The following is a 19,624-nucleotide window of genomic DNA, read 5'->3' on the forward strand; positions in this document are numbered from 1 at the left end:
TCGCGGCGCTTGCCCCTACCGCGAGGGGCGGGCGCTCGGCTAGAGTGCGGCCTCCCCCTCGTCTCGACACGGGAGCGCCCATGCCTCTTGATCCCAAGTCCCAGGTGCTGCTTGACATGCTCTCGGGACCGCCGATCTTCTCGGTGCCGGTCCGCGAGGCGCGCGCCGCCGCGAGCCAGCTCGCCGCCGCGATGCCGGCCAGCGAGGCGGTCGGACGCGTCGAGGAGCGCGCGATCCCGGGCCCGCTCGGCGACATCGCGGCGCGGATCTACTGGCCCGCGGGCGCGACCGCGGGCGCCCTGCCGATCGTCGTTTATTTTCACGGCGGCGGCTGGGTGCTCTGCAACCTCGACACGCACGACGGCGTCTGCCGCTCGCTGACGAACCTCGCCGGCTGCATCACGGTGTCCGTCGACTATCGCCTCGCCCCCGAGCACAGGTTCCCGGAGCCGCTCGGGGACTGCCTTGCGGCGGTGGGATGGGTGGCCGACAACGCCGAGCGCCTCGGGGGCAATCCGGCGCGCGTCGCGGTGGCCGGCGACAGCGCGGGGGGCAACCTCGCCGCCGCCGTCGCGGTCGCGTCGCGCCAGCGCGGCGGTCCGGCGCTCGTCCACCAGGTGCTGTTCTACCCGGCGCTCGACGCGCGCTGCGACATGCCGTCGTGCCGGTCGCTGAGCGAAGGCTACATGCTCACGGCCGCCGAGATGCGCTGGTACTGGGACAGCTACCTCACGAGCGACGCCGACCGGGAGAACCCGCTCGCGTGCCCGCTGCGCGCGCGCGACCTCGGGGGGTTGCCCGGGGCGACCGTGATCACCGCGGAGTACGATCCGCTGCGGGACGACGGCGAGACGTACGCCGCCCGCCTGAAGGAAGCAGGCGTCCCCGTGGAGCTCAAGCGGTTCGACGGCGTGCTCCACGGCTTCGTCCTGGTGGCCCCCCTCGTCGATCTCGCGCAGGGCAAGGAGGCGCTCGCCTTCGCGGGCGCGTCGCTGCGGCAGGCCTTCGCGCAGCCGGCGCCTCGGGCCTGAGGCGGCCGTGCCGCGCGCCGGCTGCGGCCTGCCGGCGGAGCGAGACGCCCTGACGAGGCGGGCCAGGACGGCCGGCGCACGGCACGGAGCGCCCGTGCGCCTTGCTTCCGTGACCGTGATGCGGCGTCCGCGTCCGCTGCGCTAGCGTCCGCCGTTGCCGCCGCTGCCTCCGGAGCCGCCGTTGCCTCCGGAGCCGCCGCTGCCTCCGGCGCCGCCGTTGCCGCCGGCGCCGCCGCTGCCTCCCGCTCCGCCGCTGCCGCCGGAGCCGCCGCTGCCTCCCGCTCCGCCGCCGGTGCCCGCCCCGCCGCCGGCGGTGCCTGCACCACCCCCCGTGCCGCTCGCGCTGGTCGTCGTGGTGCTCGTCGTCGGATCCTGGGTGGGATCGCAGACCTGCGTTATCACGTCGGGCCTGCAGCAACGGTGTTGTTGCTGCTGCTGGCCGATACCCCTGCACTCGAGGCCATCCGCGCAGTCCTCGTTGCCGTTCGCAATTTCGCAGGGCTCGCCCTCTTGCTGGTCGCTGCAGCTCGCGGCGGAGGCGACGATCGCCGCGGCGAGCGCGGCCAGGAGGAGCGCGGGGCGCAAGGCGTTGCGCGATGTCTTCAGGGCTTTCACGCGCGCTGGTCTAGCAGAACCACGCGGGCTTGCCTATTGCCCATCTACGGCGGAGGAGCCGGCCGGTTCTTCGCGTCGATGGCGTCGATGAACAGGCCCATGTACTGCGCGGCGCTCGTGATCGAGAAGACGAGCGATAGATAGATGAGCAGCCGGCCGACGTGCACCACGTCGACCTCCCCGAAGTCGACGCCGAGGTGGATGTGGTACGGGTAGCCGAGGATCAGGCAGATGATGCCGATCATCTGCAGCGCTGTCTTGATCTTCCCGCCGTCGCCCGCCGCGATGACGAGCCCCTCCGTCGACGCGATCGAGCGGAGCGCCGTGATCGTGATCTCGCGCGAGATGAGCAGCACCACCGCCCACGCCGGGATCCGGCCCATCGGGACGAGCCACACCAGCGTGGCGGAGACGATGAGCTTGTCGGCGAGCGGATCGAGGAACTTGCCGAGCACGCTCACGAGGCCCTGCCGCCGCGCCAGGTAGCCGTCGAGCATGTCCGTGATCGCCGCGAGCGAGTAGACGCACGCGGCCCAGAAGCAGTCCCGCGGCGTGCCCCTCGAGAGGAGCAGGAGGACGGCGGGGATCATGAGGACCCGCGCGAACGTGAGCAGGTTCGGGAGGTTCTTCGCGTCCTCCCAGAGCGTCCTCCGCCGCTGCGCCTTGATGCCCCGCAGGGACGTGCCCGCGCTAGCGACCATCGACAAGAACCATCCCCTCTCCACCGAACGTCACGAAGCCCTGCTGCCCTCCGGGCGCCTCGGCCGCGGGCAGCGTGCGCGGCAGGAGCCGGCCCATCCACCCGAGCACCGCGGTCGCGCGCGTCGACGTCGGCCGCGACGGGGTGATCTCCAGCGCCGCGGCGCGCTCGGGCACCGAGATCACCATGTGGCCGCGGCCGCGCAGCTGCACCATCGCGACCGCCTCGCCGTCGCCGGCCGGCAGGCGGCCGTTCTCGTAGCCGATCGGCAGCTCGAAGCCGACGAGGACGTCCTCGCGCAGGTAGATCGGCTCTTCCCCGAGCGTCACGGCGTGGAGCCGCCGCCCCTCCGGCGCGCCGAGCACGAGCTCGCAGCGCGCGGCGATCTCGACGAAGGGCGTGCTCGGTCCGCCGAGCGGCTCGTCGAAGATGCGGCCGCGCGCCTGCCGCTTCAGCACGTGCGTGGCGGTCCCGGGGTGCATGCTCATCGTGCGCAGCGCATCGAGCCGGGCCACGAAGCCCTTCGTGGCCTGCACGAGGACGACGCCGCTCGCGTGCCGCGCGACCGCGACGTCGCGCGGGAAGATGAGCAGCCGCTCGCGCGCCACCGCCAGCAGCGTCTCCGGCGGCTGCACCGCGAGCGGCGTCGTGGACGGCGGCGGCGTCCCAGGCGCCACCGTGGGGGGCGGCAGCGACGACGACCGCGCGGCGGCCTTCCTGCTCGCCAGCGCCGCGTCCCCGGTCGCGGGGACGGCGACCGTGAAGCGGCCCGTGATCGAGTGCTCCTCCGGCCCGATCGAGCCGCGGCGCACGCCAGGCGCAGCGCCCCCTGCGGGCGGCGCCTGGACCGCCGGCATGGACGGGACCGTCGGGGCCGCGCCGCCCCGCGGGCCAGGCGAGCGGGCCGCGCCGGCCGCGCTCGCCGCGCCGGCCGCGCGGCCGTCCGCCCCGAGGCTCCGGAGCGACGGCGGCGCCGGGATGGTCGGCATCGTCTCGCGGCCAGGCTCGATCGCCGACCAGGTCCCGGACGGGATGCGCGGCAGATCCGAGTCGTGCCGGAAGCCCGCGCTGGCGCGATCCAGCGCCTGCACCGCCTCGCCCGCGGCGCGCTGCACCTCGGCCCTCGCCTCGGCCCTCGCATCGGCCCTCGCCTCGGCCTTGGCCTCGACCGGCGGCTGGTCCTCGGTGTCGGGCGGCTCGATCGGGTACCTTCCCGTGGCGCCGCTCGTCATGTCGAGCAGGCGGCGCGCCATCGCGTCATGGCCGCCCGCCGCGAACGCGTGGCTCGCGCGCTCGTAGTCGCCCATGCGCTGGAAGGCGAGCCCGAGATAGCCCCAGGCGCGCTGGTGCTTCGGGTTCTGCTCGAGCGCCCTCTCGAGCTCGGAGCGCGCCTGCGCGGGCTGCCCGGTCTTGAGGTACGAGAGCGCGAGGTTGATGCGCGGCTCGACCGCGTCCGGGTGGGCCTGGATCAGCCGCTCATAGATTGCGATCGCCCGCGGATAGAGCCCCAGCCGGAAGTAGACGATCCCGAGGAGGTCCTGCCCCTTGGGATCGCTCGGCTGGAGCGAGAGGGCGCGCTCGAGCTCCGCCTTCGCGGCGTGGACCCGGTTGTCCTGCAGGAGCTCGCTGCCCCGGTGCAGGTGGAACAGGAACTCTTCCGCTGCGACTTCGCGGGTGGAAGGCCGGGGGTCGTCGCGCTCGGGCATCGTCGGGTGGAGCGTACACGAAAACGCACACGCGCCGTCAGGCGCTCGCCGCCTCGATCGCCTCGGCGAGCGTGAAGGCCCCCTCGTAGAGCGCGCGGCCCACGATGACGCCGCTCACGCCGGGGATCTGCGCGAGCGCGCGCAGATGAGCCAGCGAGCCGACTCCGCCGGAGGCCAGCACGGGGAAGCCGCACGAGCCGGCGAGCTCACGGGTGGCCTCCAGGTTGGGGCCGACCTGCGTCCCGTCGCGGGAGACGTCGGTATAGAGTAGCGCGGCGATGGGGGAGCCGGCGAGCGCGTGGGCGACGTCGAGGGCCGTGACGGACGAGACCTGCTCCCAGCCCTGCACGGCCACGCGCCCGTCCTTGGCGTCGACGGCGACCACGACGCGCTCCGGGAAGCGGCCGGCGAGGTCGCGCACGAGCGCGGGATCGTTCACCGCGGCGGTCCCGAGCACGATGCGATCGGCGCCGAGCTCGAGGTAGCTCTCGGCGGCGGCGGCGGAGCGGATGCCGCCGCCCACCTGCACGCTGCCCCCGTCCACGCCGAACGCCGCGACGACGGCGCGGACCGCGTCGGCCTGCACGGGGCGGCCGGCCCGGGCCCCTTCCAGGTCGACCACGTGCAGCCGATCGCAGGCGCGGCGGAGGCGGGCGGCGAGCGCGGCCGGGTCCTGGTCGTAGACGGTGACCTGATCGTAGCGTCCTTGATGGAGGCGCACGGCCTGGCCTCCGAGAAGATCGATGGCGGGGATGAGCTGCACGCGGCGGGTCTAGCGCGCCTCCGCGCCGGCGGGTAGAGGCGGCGAGGGCGCGCGCGGCCGCCGCGTCACCACACCCCGCTCGCCCCGAGCACCACGCCCTGCGGCCCGGCCGCGAGCACCCCTGCGCGGATCCGCCTTGACGTCGCGCCGACGGTCGGCTCGCGCTGCGTCGGCTCGGTCAGGTAGAGCACCGCGGCCGCCCCGAGCCCGGCCAGCCCCACGCCGAAGCCGATCGTGCTCACGAGCCCCGTGGTGCTCGCGCTGTCGGCGGCGTCCATCCCCGCCTGATCGCAGGCCGTCTCGTCGCTCACGCCGATCCCGCTGCCGCAGTGCTCCTCGACGACGCTCTTCTTGCCCAGCGTGAGCGCGCCCGTGATCCCGCCGATCACGAGCCCCGCCGCGCCGACGCCGCCGGCCACGACCATGGCCGCTCGCCGGCCCGAAAGGCCGCCAGCGGGGGGCGCCGATGTGTCCTTCACCTGCAGCTCGACCCGCTTCTTCTCGCCCTGGGCGAGCTGGATCCGCGTCTCCCAGACGGGCCCTCCCGGCGCCTGGGTCGACACGACGTGCTCTCCCGGCTCCGCCGGCACGCCCGCGCCGAGCGCGGCGCTGTCCACCACGCGGCCGTCGCGCTTCACGACCGTCCCTGCGGGGGCGCCCGGCGGGAGGGCGAGCGAGAGCTCCGGCACGAGCCGGGCCAGCTTGTCGTGCTCCTGCCTGGCCACCTTCGGTCGCTCCCCTTGCCGGCTCTTCTGCTCCGGCGTCAGCTGATCGACCTGCGCGAGGTACTCGCCGAAATGCGTGAACGCGGCGGCGATGCGGCCCGAGCGCGACTCGCAGATCGCCAGCGTGAACAGCGCCCCCAGCTTGGGCTCGATCCGATGGCTCTCGGCGATCGCCTCGCAGCCCGTCTCGTACCGGCCTTCCTCCATGTCGGCGAGGCCTCGGTTGAAGAGGGCCTCCGCCGCCGCGCTGTCCTGCGCCGCGGCGGGGGCCGCGGCGGCGAGCGGGCAGAGGACGAGGGCGAGAACGGCAATCCGGCGCAGGCATCGTGTCATGTTCTGGCGCATCCACAGGGCGAGAGGTCGGCCGGCGTGGGCGGTGGGGGGGGCCGGCATCGCGGCGGACATGGATCTCAATCCCGTCCGAGCAAGGGGACCTTGGGGCGCGTCGAGGAGCCCCGTCGCTCGCTCGAGGCTGGCCTCGGTGGAGCGCTCGCCGGCCGGCGCGGGGCTGGGCCCGCGACGGCGCTCGCGCTGGCGCTGGGGGTCGCGGCGTCGGGCGCCGCCGCGGAGGGCTCTGCCGCCGCCGAGGGCACTACCGCCGCGGAGGGCTCTGCCGCCGCCGGGGGCTCTGCCGCCGGCGGCGTTGCGCTCGGCGCAGGGGTGACGACGGCGCCCGCCGTGCCGGCGTCCAGCGCAGCGGCCTCCGGCGACGCGGCCACCGCCGGCTCGGCCCCGGCGCGGATCAGGAGCCAGCTCCCCGCGGCGCTCAGCGCCCCGAGCCCGACGACGACCGCCGCGGCGACGAGCGGCGTCCGGCTCGGCCTTGCAGGGACGAGCGCCCCTGCGGGGATGGAGGTCATCGAGGTCTCCGTCATGGTCGCCGCGAGCGGCACGCCCGGCGAGCGGGCCGGGTGATCCGGACCGAGCGGGGCGACGCTCGTCATCGCGGGCGTCATCAGCACGGGCGCTGTCATGCCGGGCGCTGGCATCCCGTGCGCGGCCGTCCCGTGCGCCGTCATGCCGGGCGCCGTCGAGGTGGGCGTCATCGTCCCGGGCGTCGGCGTCGCGAGCGCCGTCATGGGGGCGCTCGCCAGGGACCAGGGCGGAGCGCTCGGGTGGGGCAGAGGTCCGCTGCTGGCCGCGGCGAAGCCGAGCACCTCGGAGAGCGCCTGCGCCGCCTCGCTCGCGGTGCGGAACCGCGCCGCCGGGTCGACGGCCGCGACCCGGGCGAACCACGCATCGAAGCTCTGCGGCAGCAGCACCCGGTGCCCCATCGCCCGCTGCACCGGCGCCTCCTGCGGCCCGTGGACGACCACCAGCGCGAACGCGATCACGTCGCCGGCGCTGAGCGCCTCCGGGCTCCAGTACGGCGTCCCCACGAGCAGCGTGTACGCGATCATCCCGAGCGCGTAGATGTCGACGGCGCTGGTGAGCTTCGTGTCGACGCGGAACTGCTCGGGCGCCATGTAGAGCGGCGTCCCGAGGCTCCGCGTGACGCCGGCCGCGTTCCCCCCCTCGGCGAGCAGCTTCGCCACGCCGAAATCGAGGATCTTCATGCGGGGCGTCCCGTCGTCCCGCTGGGTCACGAACAGGTTCTCGGGCTTCAGGTCCCGGTGGATGATGGATGCGGCGTGGGTCCGGTCGAGGGCCGACCCGGTCTGCTGGAGGTACGTCGAGACCTCGCCGGGCGGCAGCCTGCCGATGCGCTTGAGGCGCTGGCCGAGCTCCTCGCCGCGGAGCAGCTCCATCACCAGGAACGGCATCCCGGTCGCCTCGTCGATGCCCGCGTCGAAGACGTCGACGATGTACTCGCTCTCGATGTCCGCCGTGATCTGCGCCTCGCGCTTGAAGCGGCCGCGCATCTCCTCGCTCTGGAAGAGATACGCGTGCATCACCTTCAGCGCCCGGCGGCGGTTGGTCTCGATGTGCACCGCCTCGTAGACGGACCCCATCGCGCCGACGGCGAGGAGGCGCACCACGCGATAGCGGTTCGCAAAGACCGTTCCGTCCGCGAGCGTGGCCGACACGGCGGGAGGGTCGCGCGCGGCGGCGGTCGCGTCAAGGATTCAGGGACCAGCGAAGGGCACCTCGGGCGAGCGTCTCGCCCGACCCGCCGGACGCTGTCGCTCCCGTCCCGAGCATCGTGGCCGAGCGCGGCCATGGGCGAGGGGCCCGGCGGCGGGGCGAAGCATCCTGGCCGAGCGGGCGCCGGTTGCGTGAGGTCGACGGGCGGATACCATCGCTCGCGACGATGGCTGTGCTGACGCTCGAGCAAGCGGCGGTCCCGCTCCGGCAGGCGTACCGGGAAGGACGCCTCATTCCTTTTCTGGGCGCAGGCTTCTCCGCCCCGCTCCAGCTGCCCATGTGGAAGGAGCTGGTCGGGTGGATGGGCGAGGCGCTCGGCTTCGAGCCTGCGCTCTTCGAGCTGCACGGCCTGCCCCCGCAGCTCGCCGGCTTCTTCGCCCGGGAGTGCACGGGCGGCCTCGACAGCTTCATCGCCGAGATGCGCGCGCGCTTCCACGCGCGCGCGGTCGACGAGCGCCGCAAGGGCTCGTGCCAGCACAAGGCGCTGGCGCGCCGCCACTTTCCGACCATCTACACGACAAACTTCGAGCACCATATCGAGGAGGCGCTCCGGGACGCGGGCAAGCAGGCCGTGGCGCTCTCCACGTTCGACGACTTCGCGCGGTGCCCGGCCCAGGGGGCATGCCATGTCATCAAGTTTCATGGCGACCTCGACCGGCCCGAGACGGTGGTGCTGACCGAAGCCCAGTATTTCAGCCGCCTGAGGCTCGAGGCCGCGCCCGATCAGCGCCTCCGGGCCGATCTGCTCAGCAACAGCTTTCTCTTCCTCGGCTACAGCTTCGGCGACGTCGACATCCGCTACATCTGGTATCGCATGGAGCAGATGCGCATCGAGGGCCGCTCGCCCGGCGCGCAGCGAGCGCCGAACCGCCGCGGCTACTGGGCGACCTTCGGCGCCGGGCTTGTCCAGCCGGCGCTGCTCGAGGCCTGGCACGTCGACGTCATCGAGCTCGACCCCAACGACAAGACGCAGAGCGTGGTGGCGCTGCTCGATGCGCTGGACGGGTGAGGGGCGCGGGTCATGGTCTATTTCGTCTGCTCGAACGAGCACAAGCTCGAGGACATGGTCCATGGTTGGAAGGACGGGCCGACGCCGCTTCGGGTCCTGCGGCTCGAGGTGCCCGAGGTCCTCTCCTCGGATCTCGACGTCGTCGTGCGGGAGAAGGCCCTCGCCGCCTACCGGCTGGCGCTCGTGCCGCTCTTCGTCGAGCACGGCGGGCTGTTCATCGAGCACCTGAACGGCTTCCCGGGCCCGCTCGTGAAGCCGTTCTGGGAGCGGCTGCAGGACCGGATCTGCTGCCTCATTCCCCCGGGGCTGTCTCGCGCCGCGCGGGTCGTCCAGAAGGTCTGTTACTGCGACGGCCGGACGCTCCGCGTCTACACGGGCAGCATCCTCGGGGAGATCGCCCGCGAGCGGCGGGGCGACGAGGGCACCCACTGGGAGCCGATGTTCATCCCGGCCGGGCAGACGCGGACGCTCGGGCAAATGCCCCGCGAGGAGCGGCTCCGCTGCTCCGCGAGCGCGGAGGCCCTGCATGCGTTCCGGAGCGACATCGGGCTGTGATCGGCGCCGGCGCGCGCCCCGCCTCGCGACCGCGCCGTCCGCGCGTCGCGATGGGGCTTGACTTCCGGATCGCCCTGGAGTTCCTGACCGTGCACGACCGCGGCAAAGGGGCAAGAGCCTGGTGTCCGGCGACCCTCTCCCCTGCGTCGAAGGTTATCCCCATTGGGCACAGCGCGGAGGAGATACATGGATTTCAGGCTGCTTGGCGGGTCAGGGTTCAAGGTGCCGGTGCTGAGTCTCGGGACGGGGACGTTCGGCGGAGGCAACGAGTTCTTCCAGGGCTGGGGCTCGAGCGACGTGGCGGAGGCGACCCGGCTGGTCGACGTCTCGCTCGAGGCCGGGATGAACATGTTCGACACGGCCGACATCTACTCCGACGGCCTAGCCGAGGAGATCCTCGGCCAGGCGATCAAGGGCCGGCGCGACCGGGTCATCGTCTCCACGAAGGCGACCTTCCGCCTGGGCTCGGGCCCGAACGACGTCGGCTCCTCGCGGCATCACCTGATCCGGTCGGTCGAGGGGAGCCTGCGCCGGATGCAGACGGACTACATCGACCTCTTTCAGCTCCACGGCTTCGACGCGCTCACGCCGATCGAGGAGACCCTCGGCGCGCTCGACGACCTCGTGCGGGCGGGGAAGATTCGCTATCTCGGCTGCTCGAACTTCTCCGGCTGGCACCTGATGAAGTCGCTCGCCGTCTCGGAGAAATACGGTCTTTCCCGGTACGTGGCGCACCAGGCGTACTATTCGCTCATCGGGCGCGATTACGAGTGGGAGCTGATGCCGCTCGCGCTCGATCAGAAGGTCGGCGCCGTGGTCTGGAGCCCGCTGGGCTGGGGGCGCCTCACCGGCAAGGTCCGGCGCGGACAGTCGTTGCCGGAGGTCAGCCGGCTCCGGAACAAGCTGTCTGTCGAGGGCGGGCCGCCGGTGGACGACGAGTACCTCTATCGCGTTGTCGACGCGCTCGCCGAGGTGGCGAAGGAGACGGGCAAGACCGTCCCGCAGATCGCGATCAACTGGCTGCTGCAGCGACCGAGCGTCGCGAACGTGATCATCGGCGCCCGGAACGAGGAGCAGCTTCGACAGAACCTCGGGTCCGTCGGGTGGACCCTGGCGCCGGAGCAGATCGCGAAGCTGGACGCCGCGAGCAAGACCAGGCTGGCGTATCCCTACTTTCACCAGACCGGGTTCGCCGAGCGAAACCCGTTCCCCGTCGCGATCTGACCGTCGGCGCTGGCGGGACGGCGTGAAGGGGTGCAGAATCGTCGGTCGTGCTCATCCTCAGCGACTTCGACGGGACCATCACCTGCGCCGACCTGACGAACCAGATCTGGGACGCTCACCTCCGCTATGACTGGCGGCAGGCGCTGCTCACGCCTTCTGCCAGCGGCGAGATCACGCCGTTCGAGCTCCTCCGGCGCGGCTATGCGGATGTGGATCGCGCGGCGGACGAGCTCCTGGCCGAGCTCCGTCCCCACGCCGGGCTGCGCCCGGGCTTCGAGGAGCTGCTGTCGCTGTGTGCCCGCCGGGGGTGGGTGTTTCACGTGGTCAGCCACGGGCTACCGTTCTACATCCGCGAGTTCCTGCCCCCGGGCACCGCGTTTTCTTGCTTCGATGCCGTCTTCGACGGGCGCTGGCGCGTGACCGTGCCGGCGGCGGTGCCGCTCGGTCCGGGGGACGACTTCAAGATCCGCGTCCTCGACCAGCTGAAGGCGGCGACCGGCGAGACCGTCGCGGTCTACATCGGCGACGGGCGGCTGGACTATCCCGCGGCGCGGTGCTGCGACCGCGTGTTCGCGGTGCGGGGCAGCGCCCTCGACGCGCTCTGCGGGCGCGACGGGATCCCGTGCACGCCGTTCGACAGCTTCACCGAGGTCTGTGCGGCGCTCGACGGTGGCGGCGCCCGCGGCGGCGAGCGCCCCCCGGGCGCGGCCGATGCCGGAGGGCGATCTCCCGGACGCGGGTGACGCGAGCTCGCCCGGTCTCTCTCTCGATGTCTTCGCCGGAGCCCGAAGGGTCCTGACGGGGAGATCAGCGCTCTGACTAGATGCCTGGACGTCTGGACGCCTGGACGCCTGACCACCCGACCACCCGACCGTCGGAATCCAGCTCAGGCCCCGCGCCGCGTGGCGCGCATGTCAGCTGAGTGCTAGGTTGCTGCTTTTACGGGCAGTCCGTGCGCCGCCCGTGTGCAGCCAGGCAAACCAGATCGCTTGAGAGGGCGTCTGTGATCGCCGGTGTACAGCATGGCTGTATAAGAGACGCAGATGACGAATAACTTGACTTCCGAGCTGCATTGGTTAGTTCCTATCCGCTTATCTCGTGCGTATGAAAGCAACGTAGGAGGCGCGCCCGTTCGTCTTGTCCGCTGCTTGTCAGCGATCACTCTGCAATTCGCCTGGTTTGTTTCGGGCGGCATTTTGTACTGACAGTCGCGCGCCGCGCACTCCCATGGGACGCGGCCGCGACTCGGGGTGAGCGTGGCGCACGTGACCTGCAAATTGCGGCCCTGCGAGAGGGCCAGCAGAAGGAGATCGGCATGATCAAGCGAATGACCGGCGTGGCATTCCTGCTGTCTGCTGCCGCGTGCAGCGTGGCCCAGGATGAACAGGTGTTGACAGAGCAAACCGCGGCGAAGGAAACCGCGGTTCAGATCGGTGGGCTCGACGCGGCGTACATCCGCGTGGACGATCGGGGGATGTCGCACGTCACCGCGTGGGACGAGAAGGCAGGTTATGCCGGCCTTTGCTATGCGATGGCGCGCGACCGGCTCTTCCAGATGGACGTGCTGCGCCGGAGCGCTCAGGGGCGCCTCGCGGAGATCTACGGGCCCGGGGACGACGACAGCATTCTCGGCCAGGATCTCCTCGTCCGCGCGCAGGACCTGCCCGCGTTCGCGGCGGCGCGCTATGCAGCGGCGGCCACGCGGACGAAGCGCGTGTTGCAGGGATGCGCCGAGGGCGTGAACAAGTACATCTCCGTGGCCAAGACATCGAGCGGCGGCCTGCCGATCGAGTTCCAGACCCTCGGCTATGAGCCGGCTCCTTGGACGCCCCAGGACAGCGTCCTGGCCTACATCTATGTGGGTGTCACGTTCGACACCCTGACGTGGTTCACCAAGCTGGAGCGCGCGGCGGTGGCCTCCATCGCGGGCACGGAGGTCGCGACGACGCTGATCAAGGAGGCTGCGGACGGGGTGTCGATGTTCGACGCGCAGGGCAACCTGAATCCGGTCTCGCAGTTCCTCGTGCCGCCCGGCCCGACCGCGCCGGTCGCGACCATCGTCGACCCGCCGCCGCCGTCTTGCCTCGAGGGGTCGCGTCAGCTCTCGCAGCAGCTCCTGCGAATGACGCCTGCGAGCGGACGCGCGAGCAATGCGTGGGCCGTCGACGGGCACCTCACCTCGACCGGAAAGCCCCTCCTCGCGACCGATCCGCACTTCCCCCACGCGACCCCGTCCGCCGTCTACATGGCCCAGCTCAAGGTGAGCGGTCAGTACAACGTGGCGGGCTGGATGATGCCCGGGTTCCCCGGGTTCATCAGCGGCCACACCGAGCACATCGCCTGGGTGCCGACGTATTCGCTCTTCGACAGCGTCGATCTGTACGTGGAGACGCTCCGCGCGGCGAGCGGAGGAGGCGAGGAGGTGCTCATCAACGGCCAGTGGAAGCCGGTCAAGAGGCGCGTCGAGACCATCCGCGTGAAGGGGCAGCCGGATGTGCAGCGGACGTTCCGCTCGACGCCCCACGGGCCGGTCCTCAACGACGGCCTGGATGGGCTGGAGGCGTTCGGCACCCTCGCGCTCAAGTCGACCGCGGGGCAATCTCAGTGGAAGGTCGACGGCTTCTTCGAGATGCCGGCGGCGCAGAGCTGGCCGCAGTTCAAGGCGGCGGCGCTGAAGCAGAGCATCGGCTGGAACTTCATCTTCGCGGACTACACGGGCGCCCACGGCCACATCGGCTACCAGAACTCGGGTCTCGCGCCGCAGCGTGAGAGCCCGCTGAACGCGCTCTATCCGGTGCCGGGGACGGGTGGACACGAGTGGACCGGGTACGCTACGAACGCCGAGTTGCCCTCGGTCTACGATCCGCCGTCGCATATCCTGGTGACGGCGAACAACCGGATGGTCCCGCGCAGCTACGCGCCGCAGGGGCGGACGGTGCACCTCGCCAACTATTGGGACATGCCCTGGCGCGCTCAGCGGATCATGACCCGGTTGACCACGGCGACGCAGCCGCTCACGCCGCAGGACATGGCGTCGATCCAGCTCGACACGCAGACCACGATCGGACTGCCGCTGCGCGACAGCTACCTGGCTGCGCTCGGGCGCGTCGGGCTGCCCGGGGACGATCCGAGCGCCCTCGCGGCGGTGGAGGCCCTGCAACAGTGGGATGGAAATGCGGCGGCGAGCAGCCGCGGCGCGGCCGTCTACGAGATGCTCACCTTGATCCTGTTGCGCAACACGGTGAGGGGCGTGATCGGTCCCGATGAGTACGCGTACTTCGCGTCCAACGTGTTCCTCACGAATCAGCTGAACGGATTGATGGACGTGCTCGAGAACCCGCGCGCGCCCTATTTCGGCATCAGCGAGGGCGTGGATCCGGGGGTCGCCCGGGATGAGGCCGTGCGTACGGCGCTCGGCGAGGCGGACGCGATGCTCCGCGGGGCCCTGGGGTCGGACGTGAGCGCGTGGACCTGGGGCGGGATCCACGAGCTGACCTACAACCATCCGCTCGCGGGCGAGGACCCGCGCTTCGACATCGGCACCTTCCCGGCGACCGGCGACGTGGAGACGGTGAACATCGGCGGGTGGTTCGGGAAGGTCGGGATCCTGGCGCTCCCGCCTGGCGAGTTCGAGGACGCAGGCGGAGTGCGAGCCGCGCTCGATCAGGACTCGCTCAGCGCGACGCGGCTGATCTGGAACCTCGCGCCGCTCGACGGCTCGCTCGGGGTGATGAGCACGGGCATCAGCGGGGATCCGCGGACGTCCCATTACGCGGATCATGCCGAGGCGTGGAGGGCGGGGCAGATCTTCCCGATGCCGTTCACGTCCGCAGCGATCCCCTGAGTCGACCGCCGCTGACGGCCGACCTGACTGCGACTCACCGACCCTGACCGCGACTCGCCACCCGCCGCCGCCCGCCACCGACCGCCACCCGCCGCGCGGACCTCAACGTGAGTCGAGGACCCGCCCCGAGGCGGACTGCCGGCAGCCGACAGGTCAACCCGGGGCACACCGCTGCCCACCGAACCCGCGTCAGCCCCCGCCGATCAGGTCGCCAGGTCCTGCTTGACGTGGCCCGCCGTCGTACCAGACGAGCAGCGATGGCGGCGATCCGCGACGCGCTCCCGGCATACGGGAACTCCAAGCGACATGAGATGTATTCGGTATTACGGTTTGTGCGCTCCCGCCCTGTCTAAAGGTCGGTTCATGGGTGGAAACAACGAAACAGGAGACATCACATGACAGCAACGACACGGGGAGCCGGGGACATCACGGTGAGAGCTTGCGGGATCACCGACCTGGGGCGGGTTCGCGAGAACAACGAGGACACGCTCCTCATCGCGCACCTCTCATCGGTCGCCAAGACCGCGCCGCCTGCCCAAGCGGTTACCTTTGAAGCCTCCTACCCCGTCCTGCTCGCCGTCTCCGACGGCATGGGCGGCGCGGCGGCCGGCGAGGTCGCGAGCGCCCTGGTCGTGGAGGCGCTTCGACGGGCGATGGCCACGGCGCGCGGCAACTGGGACGAAGCGACCCTCCTGGCTGTACAGCGAGCCAATCGCGAGGTGTGGCAAGCCTCGCAGCAGCCGGGCCGCCAGGGCATGGGAGCGACGCTCACCGCGATATGCGTGCACGGGATCGAGGCGCACGTCGCCGAGGTGGGCGACTCGCGCGCCTACCTGATTCGCAACGGACAGATCCTCCAGATCACGCACGATCAGAGCTTCGTGCAGGCGCTCATCGACGCAGGGATGATTCAACCCGAGGAGGCCGAGCAGCACCCGATGAGGAGCATGCTGCTCCAGGCGATGGGGCTCGATCCCGACGTCAAGGCCAGCGTCGCCCGGCTCGAGCTGCGGCGCGACGATCGCCTCCTGCTCTGCTCGGATGGACTCTCGAACAAGCTCTCGGCCGGCGACATGCTCGCCGTGATCGAGAGGGGCCCGTCGATCGAGGCCGCATGCCAGAGGCTCGTCGCGCTGGCGAGCGAGCGCGGCGGGGAGGACAACATCACCGCCATCGTCGCCGAGCTGCATGGAGAAGGGCTCACGCCGCCGAGGAGCGGCGAGAAGGTGGCCCAGACGCTTCACACGGTCACCGAGTTCAATCCGAGAGAGAAGGCCTGACGTCGAGCCACGCCGGCTCCGCCGAGCTCCCAGCTCAGAGCCCCGGTCCACCCGCGCGCGCCTCACCGCGGAGCTCGTCATCTCTCCACCGCGCGCGGCGAACGACCTCCGGAGAGCTCGGGCGCGTGCGCTCGGCTGTGGTACTGGCGAGAGGAAGGACAGGAGAGCGCGCATGGTGCCAGGAAGCTTTCGCGGCGTTGCCTTCGATCTGGACGGGACCCTGCTGCGGTCCGACCATTCGGTCTCACCCGAGGCGCGATCGCTGTGCTCGGCGTTGACGGGGAGGGGGCTCCTGCTCACGCTGATCAGCTCGCGCCCCCCTCGCTCCGTGGAGCAGATCGCCGACAGCCTGGAGCTGCAAGGCCCGTGGGCGGCGCTGAACGGCGCCTTCGTCTTCAGCTCCGGCAGGAGAATCCTCGACCGCTCGCCCCTGCCGGAGGGCACCGTCGAGCAGATCCTGGCGCGCTATGGACGGGACGAGCGGGTCAGCCTGAACCTCTACGCCGGCTTCGACTGGATCGTTCAGGCAGCGGACAGGCGCGTCAGGGCCGAGGCCGACATCGTCGGCTTCGCGCCCACGGTCGATGCCGGCTTCGCGAGCCGCCCCGTGACCGAGAAGCTCCTGATGATCACCGACGAAGGGCACTGCGATAACGCTCGGCTCGCGGAGGAGCTCGCGGCGCTCGACGACGGCATCGCGGTAGCGCGTTCGAAGGACAACTACATCGAGGTGACGCGCAGCCGGATAGACAAGGGGCGCGCGCTCGCGTTCATCGCCGAGGGGCGAGGGCTGTCCGCGCGGGAGATGGTCGCTGTCGGCGACGGCGAGAACGACATTCCCATGCTGAAGGCCTGCGGTCTTCCGATCGCGATGGGTCACGGCCCGCAGGCGCTCAAGCAGGTGGCCGAGCTGGTCGTCGGCAGCAACGACGACAGCTCCCTCACCGACGCGCTCAGCCGCATCTTCGGGGCGGCTCCGGCGCGCTAGATCGGGCGGACGCGCGGGAGAGCCGGCCGCTGCGGCAGGCGCGGCGCTCAGATGTGCTTCGGCGGATTCAGCTTGTCGTTCGCCGGCTTTCTCTGAACGAGCGCCTTGGCCTTCTCGTACAGGATCCGGAGCCGCCCGCCCTCGGGCTCCCAGTACTCGGCGCGCTCCACGATCAGCCTCAGGATCGCGGCGTGAGGGTGAGCGGGGCCGTCCGGCAGCCACGCCTTCCACGAGGGCTTCCAGAGGCTCCGGATCTTCTCCTCGTTCCTGTCGATCGTCGCGCGCGCCGAGATCGAGATGTACGCCCGATCCCGCGGCCGGTAGCAGCAGACCGCCACCTGCTGCTCCCGGGCGATCTCGCCGGTCTTCGCCGTCTCCTCCTGCGTCACGAACCAGAGATCGCAGTCCATCAGCTCGGCCGGCTCCTGGATCTCCATCGGCCGACCCCGCATCAGCCCCTCCGGGGTCATGGTGACGAGCATGGCCGTCTCGAACTCCCTGAGCAGCGCGTGCAGCTCACCCATGGATCCGCGGGCCTGAGCCCTGGCTCCTGGCTCTCCACTCTGGTGTTGCTCTCCGCTCTGGTGTTGCATGCGGACAAAGCTGCTCCGCGGGCCCTGGCCCGCAAGCAAGGGCGCGCCCGGACCCGCCTGCGCCGCGGCCCGGCGGCGCTCCGGAGCCGCCCGAAGCGCCGCGCTCGGCCTGACCGTCCAGGCGGCTCACGCCGCGAGGTTTTGCGCAGTTGGCAGCGCGGTGCGACGCCGCGACGCGCGTCCGCCCGGCAGAAGTGGCCCTGTTCTGCCGCCGGAAGTGCCGATCCGCGAACAGCCGTGAGCGGCACGAACCATGCTTTGCGTGATCGTGACCGAACTCCGCCAGCAGGCTCTGCCATGACCGCGCTTTGCGACAACCTCGACGACCGCGTCCCCACCGTGCCGATCCGGGAAGACACCGCCCGGCTCCGGGAGGACTTCCTCGTGCTCGCCGCGCACGAGATCAGGACGCCTGTCACCTCGCTCCTCCTGCAGCTCCAGCTGACGAAGCGGATGAGCGAACGGGAGCCGGAGAACACCCCGGCGTGGGCGGCGGCGATGCTGGCCGTCTTCGACCGGCAGCTCGGCCGGCTCGCCAGGCTGTGCGACGACATGCTCCAGGTCCGGCGCGCCGATCCGGCCCGGCGCGCGCCGGCCCGCGAGCTGGTCGATCTCGTCGTGCTCGTCCGCGATGTGGTGGCGGCGGCGGTCTCGCATCGGCCGGCCGCGCGCGGCGCCATCGCGGTCGCGGCCGAGGGCGCGGTGATCGGCCGCTGGGACCGGTCCCAGATCGAGCGCATGGCGTTCCACTTGATCAAGAACGCGATCACCTTCGGTGAGGGCAAGCCGATCTCGATCGAGGTGCGCGCGACGCGCGCGCGGGCGCGGCTCATCGTGCGCGATCACGGCATGGGGATCGCGAGGGAGGACCAGGAGCGGATCTTCGCGCGATTCGAGCGGGCGGTCCCGGATCGCTTCGGCGGCCTGGGGCTCGGCCTCTACATCGCGCACGCCGCGGCGCGCGCGCACGGCGGGGCGATCCGCGTGGAGAGCGAGCTCGGCCGGGGCGCGGTGTTCGTCGTCGATCTCCCCCTCGCGCCGCGGTCACCGGAGCGCGAGGGGCGCGCGGGCCGAGCGCACCCCTCACGGCGCGGCCTTGCCCGGCGGCCGTCCGAGCTGCCCCTGAGCGCGCACCTCAAGCTCGCGCACGTCAAGCACCTGTACCACCGGGCGCAGCGCCCGCACCCGTGACAGGTCAGCGCCGCGGTCGGCTCACCCGTTCAGGAAGCGGACGAGCAGGCGCAGGCCCGTCTCCTGGCTCTTCTCGGGGTGGAACTGCGTCGCGGTCACGTTGTCCCGCTCGATCGCCGCGGTGATCCGGTGCGGGCCGTGCTCCGTCGTCGCCGCCACCAGCGCCGGGTCGAGCGGGACGGCGTGGTAGCTGTGGACGAAGTAGACGAACGGGCGCTCGCCAGCGAACACGCCGAGCGGGCCCTCCACGTCGCGCGTGATCGCGATGCGGTTCCACCCCATGTGGGGGATCTTGATCCCGGCCCAGGGCTCGCCGGCCGCCGCCTCGGCCGCGCCCGGCTCCGGCGTGAGGCGCTTGACGATGCCGGGGAACACGCCGAGCCCCCGCGCGCCCGCCGCCTCCTCGCTCGAGTCGAAGAGGGCCTGCATGCCGAGGCAGATGCCGAGGTACGGCGCCCCCTTCCGGATCTGCTCGCGCAGCGCCTCGCCGATGCCGCTCTGCAGCGCGGCCGCGCAGTCGCGGAAGGCGCCCTGGCCTGGCACCACCACCTTGTCGGCCCGCGCGATGACCTCCGGATCGCCCGTGCGCGTGACCGCGCACGGCTCGCCGGCGTCCCCGGCGGCCTGGAGGAGCGCCCGCTCCACGGAGCGCAGGTTGCCCATCCCGAAGTCGACGAGCGCGATCGATTGCATGGCTCAGAGGCTCCCCTTGGTGGACGGAATGCCGGCGACGCGGGGCTCGATGCGGGTCGCCTTCATCAGCGCCTTGGCGAACGATTTGAAGCAGATCTCGACGATGTGGTGCAGGTTGTCCCCCTCGATGAGGCGGACGTGCAGGTTCGCGCCGACGCCGCGCGCGAAGCCCTCGAAGAACACGGGGGCGAGCTCGACGTCCCACGTGCCGAGCTTCGCCTTGGGCAGCGGCACGCGCCAGACGAAGTACGGCCTGCCGGAGAGGTCCAGCGCGCACTGCGCGAGCGCCTCGTCCATGGGGAGCGTCGCCTCGCCGTAGCGCGCGATGCCCGCCTTGTCGCCGAGCGCCTGCTGCACGGCCGTGCCCAGGGTGATGCCGCAGTCCTCGGTGGTGTGGTGGCCATCGATCTCGATGTCGCCCTCGGCGTGGATGGTGAGGTCAAACAGGCCGTGGCGGGCGATCTGATCGAGCATGTGCGTGAGGAAGGGGAGCGGCGTCCTGATCGACGAGCGGCCCTGGCCGTCGAGATCGATCTCGATGCGGATGTCCGTCTCGCGCGTCTTGCGCTCGACTTTGGCGATGCGGGGCATGGCGCGTAGGGTAGTCGCCCCGGGCGACGAT

The 19,624-nt window shown here is 71.6% G+C and carries 18 protein-coding genes; 9 read left to right on the plus strand and 9 right to left on the minus strand.

Going from position 1 to position 19,624, the window contains the following annotated elements; genetic code table 11:
* The first annotated feature begins 80 nt into the window (after positions 1-80).
* On the plus strand, positions 81-1,031 hold the full coding sequence (locus WMF28_RS13680) for an alpha/beta hydrolase (RefSeq protein ID WP_437602635.1): 951 nt from the start codon (positions 81-83) through the stop codon (positions 1,029-1,031).
* Positions 1,032-1,172: 141 nt separating this feature from the next.
* Here WMF28_RS13680 and WMF28_RS13685 read toward each other — a convergent pair whose 3' ends face one another.
* From WMF28_RS13685 to WMF28_RS13710, 6 genes are all read right to left on the minus strand, one after another.
* Complete coding sequence (locus tag WMF28_RS13685; RefSeq protein WP_437602636.1) at positions 1,173-1,646, minus strand: hypothetical protein; 474 nt, start codon at positions 1,644-1,646, stop codon at positions 1,173-1,175.
* Positions 1,647-1,690: 44 nt separating this feature from the next.
* Positions 1,691-2,347, minus strand: a complete 657-nt coding sequence (gene pgsA / locus WMF28_RS13690; RefSeq protein ID WP_437602637.1) for a CDP-diacylglycerol--glycerol-3-phosphate 3-phosphatidyltransferase — start codon at positions 2,345-2,347, stop codon at positions 1,691-1,693.
* The gene (locus WMF28_RS13695) at positions 2,337-4,052 is read right to left on the minus strand and encodes a tetratricopeptide repeat protein (protein ID WP_437602638.1); all 1,716 of its coding nucleotides are present in this window, start codon (positions 4,050-4,052) and stop codon (positions 2,337-2,339) included. Before WMF28_RS13695 ends, pgsA begins: the two co-directional genes overlap by 11 nt.
* Before the next feature lie 37 nt (positions 4,053-4,089).
* Positions 4,090-4,815: a 1-(5-phosphoribosyl)-5-[(5-phosphoribosylamino)methylideneamino]imidazole-4-carboxamide isomerase gene (gene hisA / locus WMF28_RS13700; protein ID WP_437602639.1), complete on the minus strand. Its 726-nt coding sequence runs from the start codon at positions 4,813-4,815 to the stop codon at positions 4,090-4,092.
* 65 nt (positions 4,816-4,880) lie between these two features.
* On the minus strand, positions 4,881-5,873 hold the full coding sequence (locus WMF28_RS13705) for a hypothetical protein (RefSeq protein WP_437602640.1): 993 nt from the start codon (positions 5,871-5,873) through the stop codon (positions 4,881-4,883).
* Between the two features lie 77 nt (positions 5,874-5,950).
* The gene (locus WMF28_RS13710; protein WP_437602641.1) at positions 5,951-7,567 is read right to left on the minus strand and encodes a serine/threonine-protein kinase; all 1,617 of its coding nucleotides are present in this window, start codon (positions 7,565-7,567) and stop codon (positions 5,951-5,953) included.
* Positions 7,568-7,791: 224 nt separating this feature from the next.
* Here WMF28_RS13710 and WMF28_RS13715 point away from each other — a divergent pair, with 224 nt between their 5' ends.
* The 7 genes from WMF28_RS13715 to WMF28_RS13745 all read left to right on the plus strand — a co-directional run bounded on the left by WMF28_RS13715 (position 7,792) and on the right by WMF28_RS13745 (position 16,525).
* Positions 7,792-8,634, plus strand: coding sequence for an SIR2 family NAD-dependent protein deacylase (locus WMF28_RS13715; protein ID WP_437602642.1), 843 nt, complete (start codon positions 7,792-7,794; stop codon positions 8,632-8,634).
* A gap of 12 nt (positions 8,635-8,646) precedes the next feature.
* Entirely contained in the window at positions 8,647-9,189 is a 543-nt protein-coding gene (locus tag WMF28_RS13720) for a non-canonical purine NTP pyrophosphatase (protein WP_437602643.1), read from the plus strand.
* 186 nt (positions 9,190-9,375) lie between these two features.
* Positions 9,376-10,413 (plus strand): aldo/keto reductase, encoded by a 1,038-nt coding sequence (locus WMF28_RS13725; RefSeq protein WP_437602644.1) that lies wholly within the window; start codon positions 9,376-9,378, stop codon positions 10,411-10,413.
* A 47-nt stretch (positions 10,414-10,460) separates the two neighbouring features.
* Positions 10,461-11,156, plus strand: coding sequence for an HAD-IB family phosphatase (locus tag WMF28_RS13730; RefSeq protein WP_437602645.1), 696 nt, complete (start codon positions 10,461-10,463; stop codon positions 11,154-11,156).
* A 572-nt stretch (positions 11,157-11,728) separates the two neighbouring features.
* A complete protein-coding gene (locus WMF28_RS13735; RefSeq protein WP_437602646.1) occupies positions 11,729-14,257 on the plus strand; it encodes a penicillin acylase family protein in 2,529 nt (842 codons plus the stop codon).
* Between the two features lie 395 nt (positions 14,258-14,652).
* Complete coding sequence (locus WMF28_RS13740; RefSeq protein WP_437602647.1) at positions 14,653-15,537, plus strand: PP2C family protein-serine/threonine phosphatase; 885 nt, start codon at positions 14,653-14,655, stop codon at positions 15,535-15,537.
* 172 nt (positions 15,538-15,709) lie between these two features.
* A complete protein-coding gene (locus WMF28_RS13745; RefSeq protein ID WP_437602648.1) occupies positions 15,710-16,525 on the plus strand; it encodes a Cof-type HAD-IIB family hydrolase in 816 nt (271 codons plus the stop codon).
* Positions 16,526-16,572: 47 nt separating this feature from the next.
* Here WMF28_RS13745 and WMF28_RS13750 read toward each other — a convergent pair whose 3' ends face one another.
* On the minus strand, positions 16,573-17,049 hold the full coding sequence (locus WMF28_RS13750; RefSeq protein WP_437602649.1) for a pyridoxamine 5'-phosphate oxidase family protein: 477 nt from the start codon (positions 17,047-17,049) through the stop codon (positions 16,573-16,575).
* A gap of 366 nt (positions 17,050-17,415) precedes the next feature.
* Between WMF28_RS13750 and WMF28_RS13755 the strand changes: the two genes are divergently transcribed.
* The gene (locus tag WMF28_RS13755; RefSeq protein ID WP_437602650.1) at positions 17,416-18,309 is read left to right on the plus strand and encodes a sensor histidine kinase; all 894 of its coding nucleotides are present in this window, start codon (positions 17,416-17,418) and stop codon (positions 18,307-18,309) included.
* Between the two features lie 21 nt (positions 18,310-18,330).
* Here the strand turns inward: WMF28_RS13755 and hisH are convergent, their stop codons facing one another.
* A complete protein-coding gene (gene hisH / locus WMF28_RS13760; protein WP_437602651.1) occupies positions 18,331-19,002 on the minus strand; it encodes an imidazole glycerol phosphate synthase subunit HisH in 672 nt (223 codons plus the stop codon).
* A 3-nt stretch (positions 19,003-19,005) separates the two neighbouring features.
* On the minus strand, positions 19,006-19,593 hold the full coding sequence (gene hisB, locus WMF28_RS13765; RefSeq protein WP_437602652.1) for an imidazoleglycerol-phosphate dehydratase HisB: 588 nt from the start codon (positions 19,591-19,593) through the stop codon (positions 19,006-19,008).
* Between the last annotated feature and the right edge of the window lie 31 nt (positions 19,594-19,624).

This window comes from Sorangium sp. So ce590 (assembly GCF_051521365.1).
GTDB lineage: Bacteria > Myxococcota_A > Polyangia > Polyangiales > Polyangiaceae > Sorangium.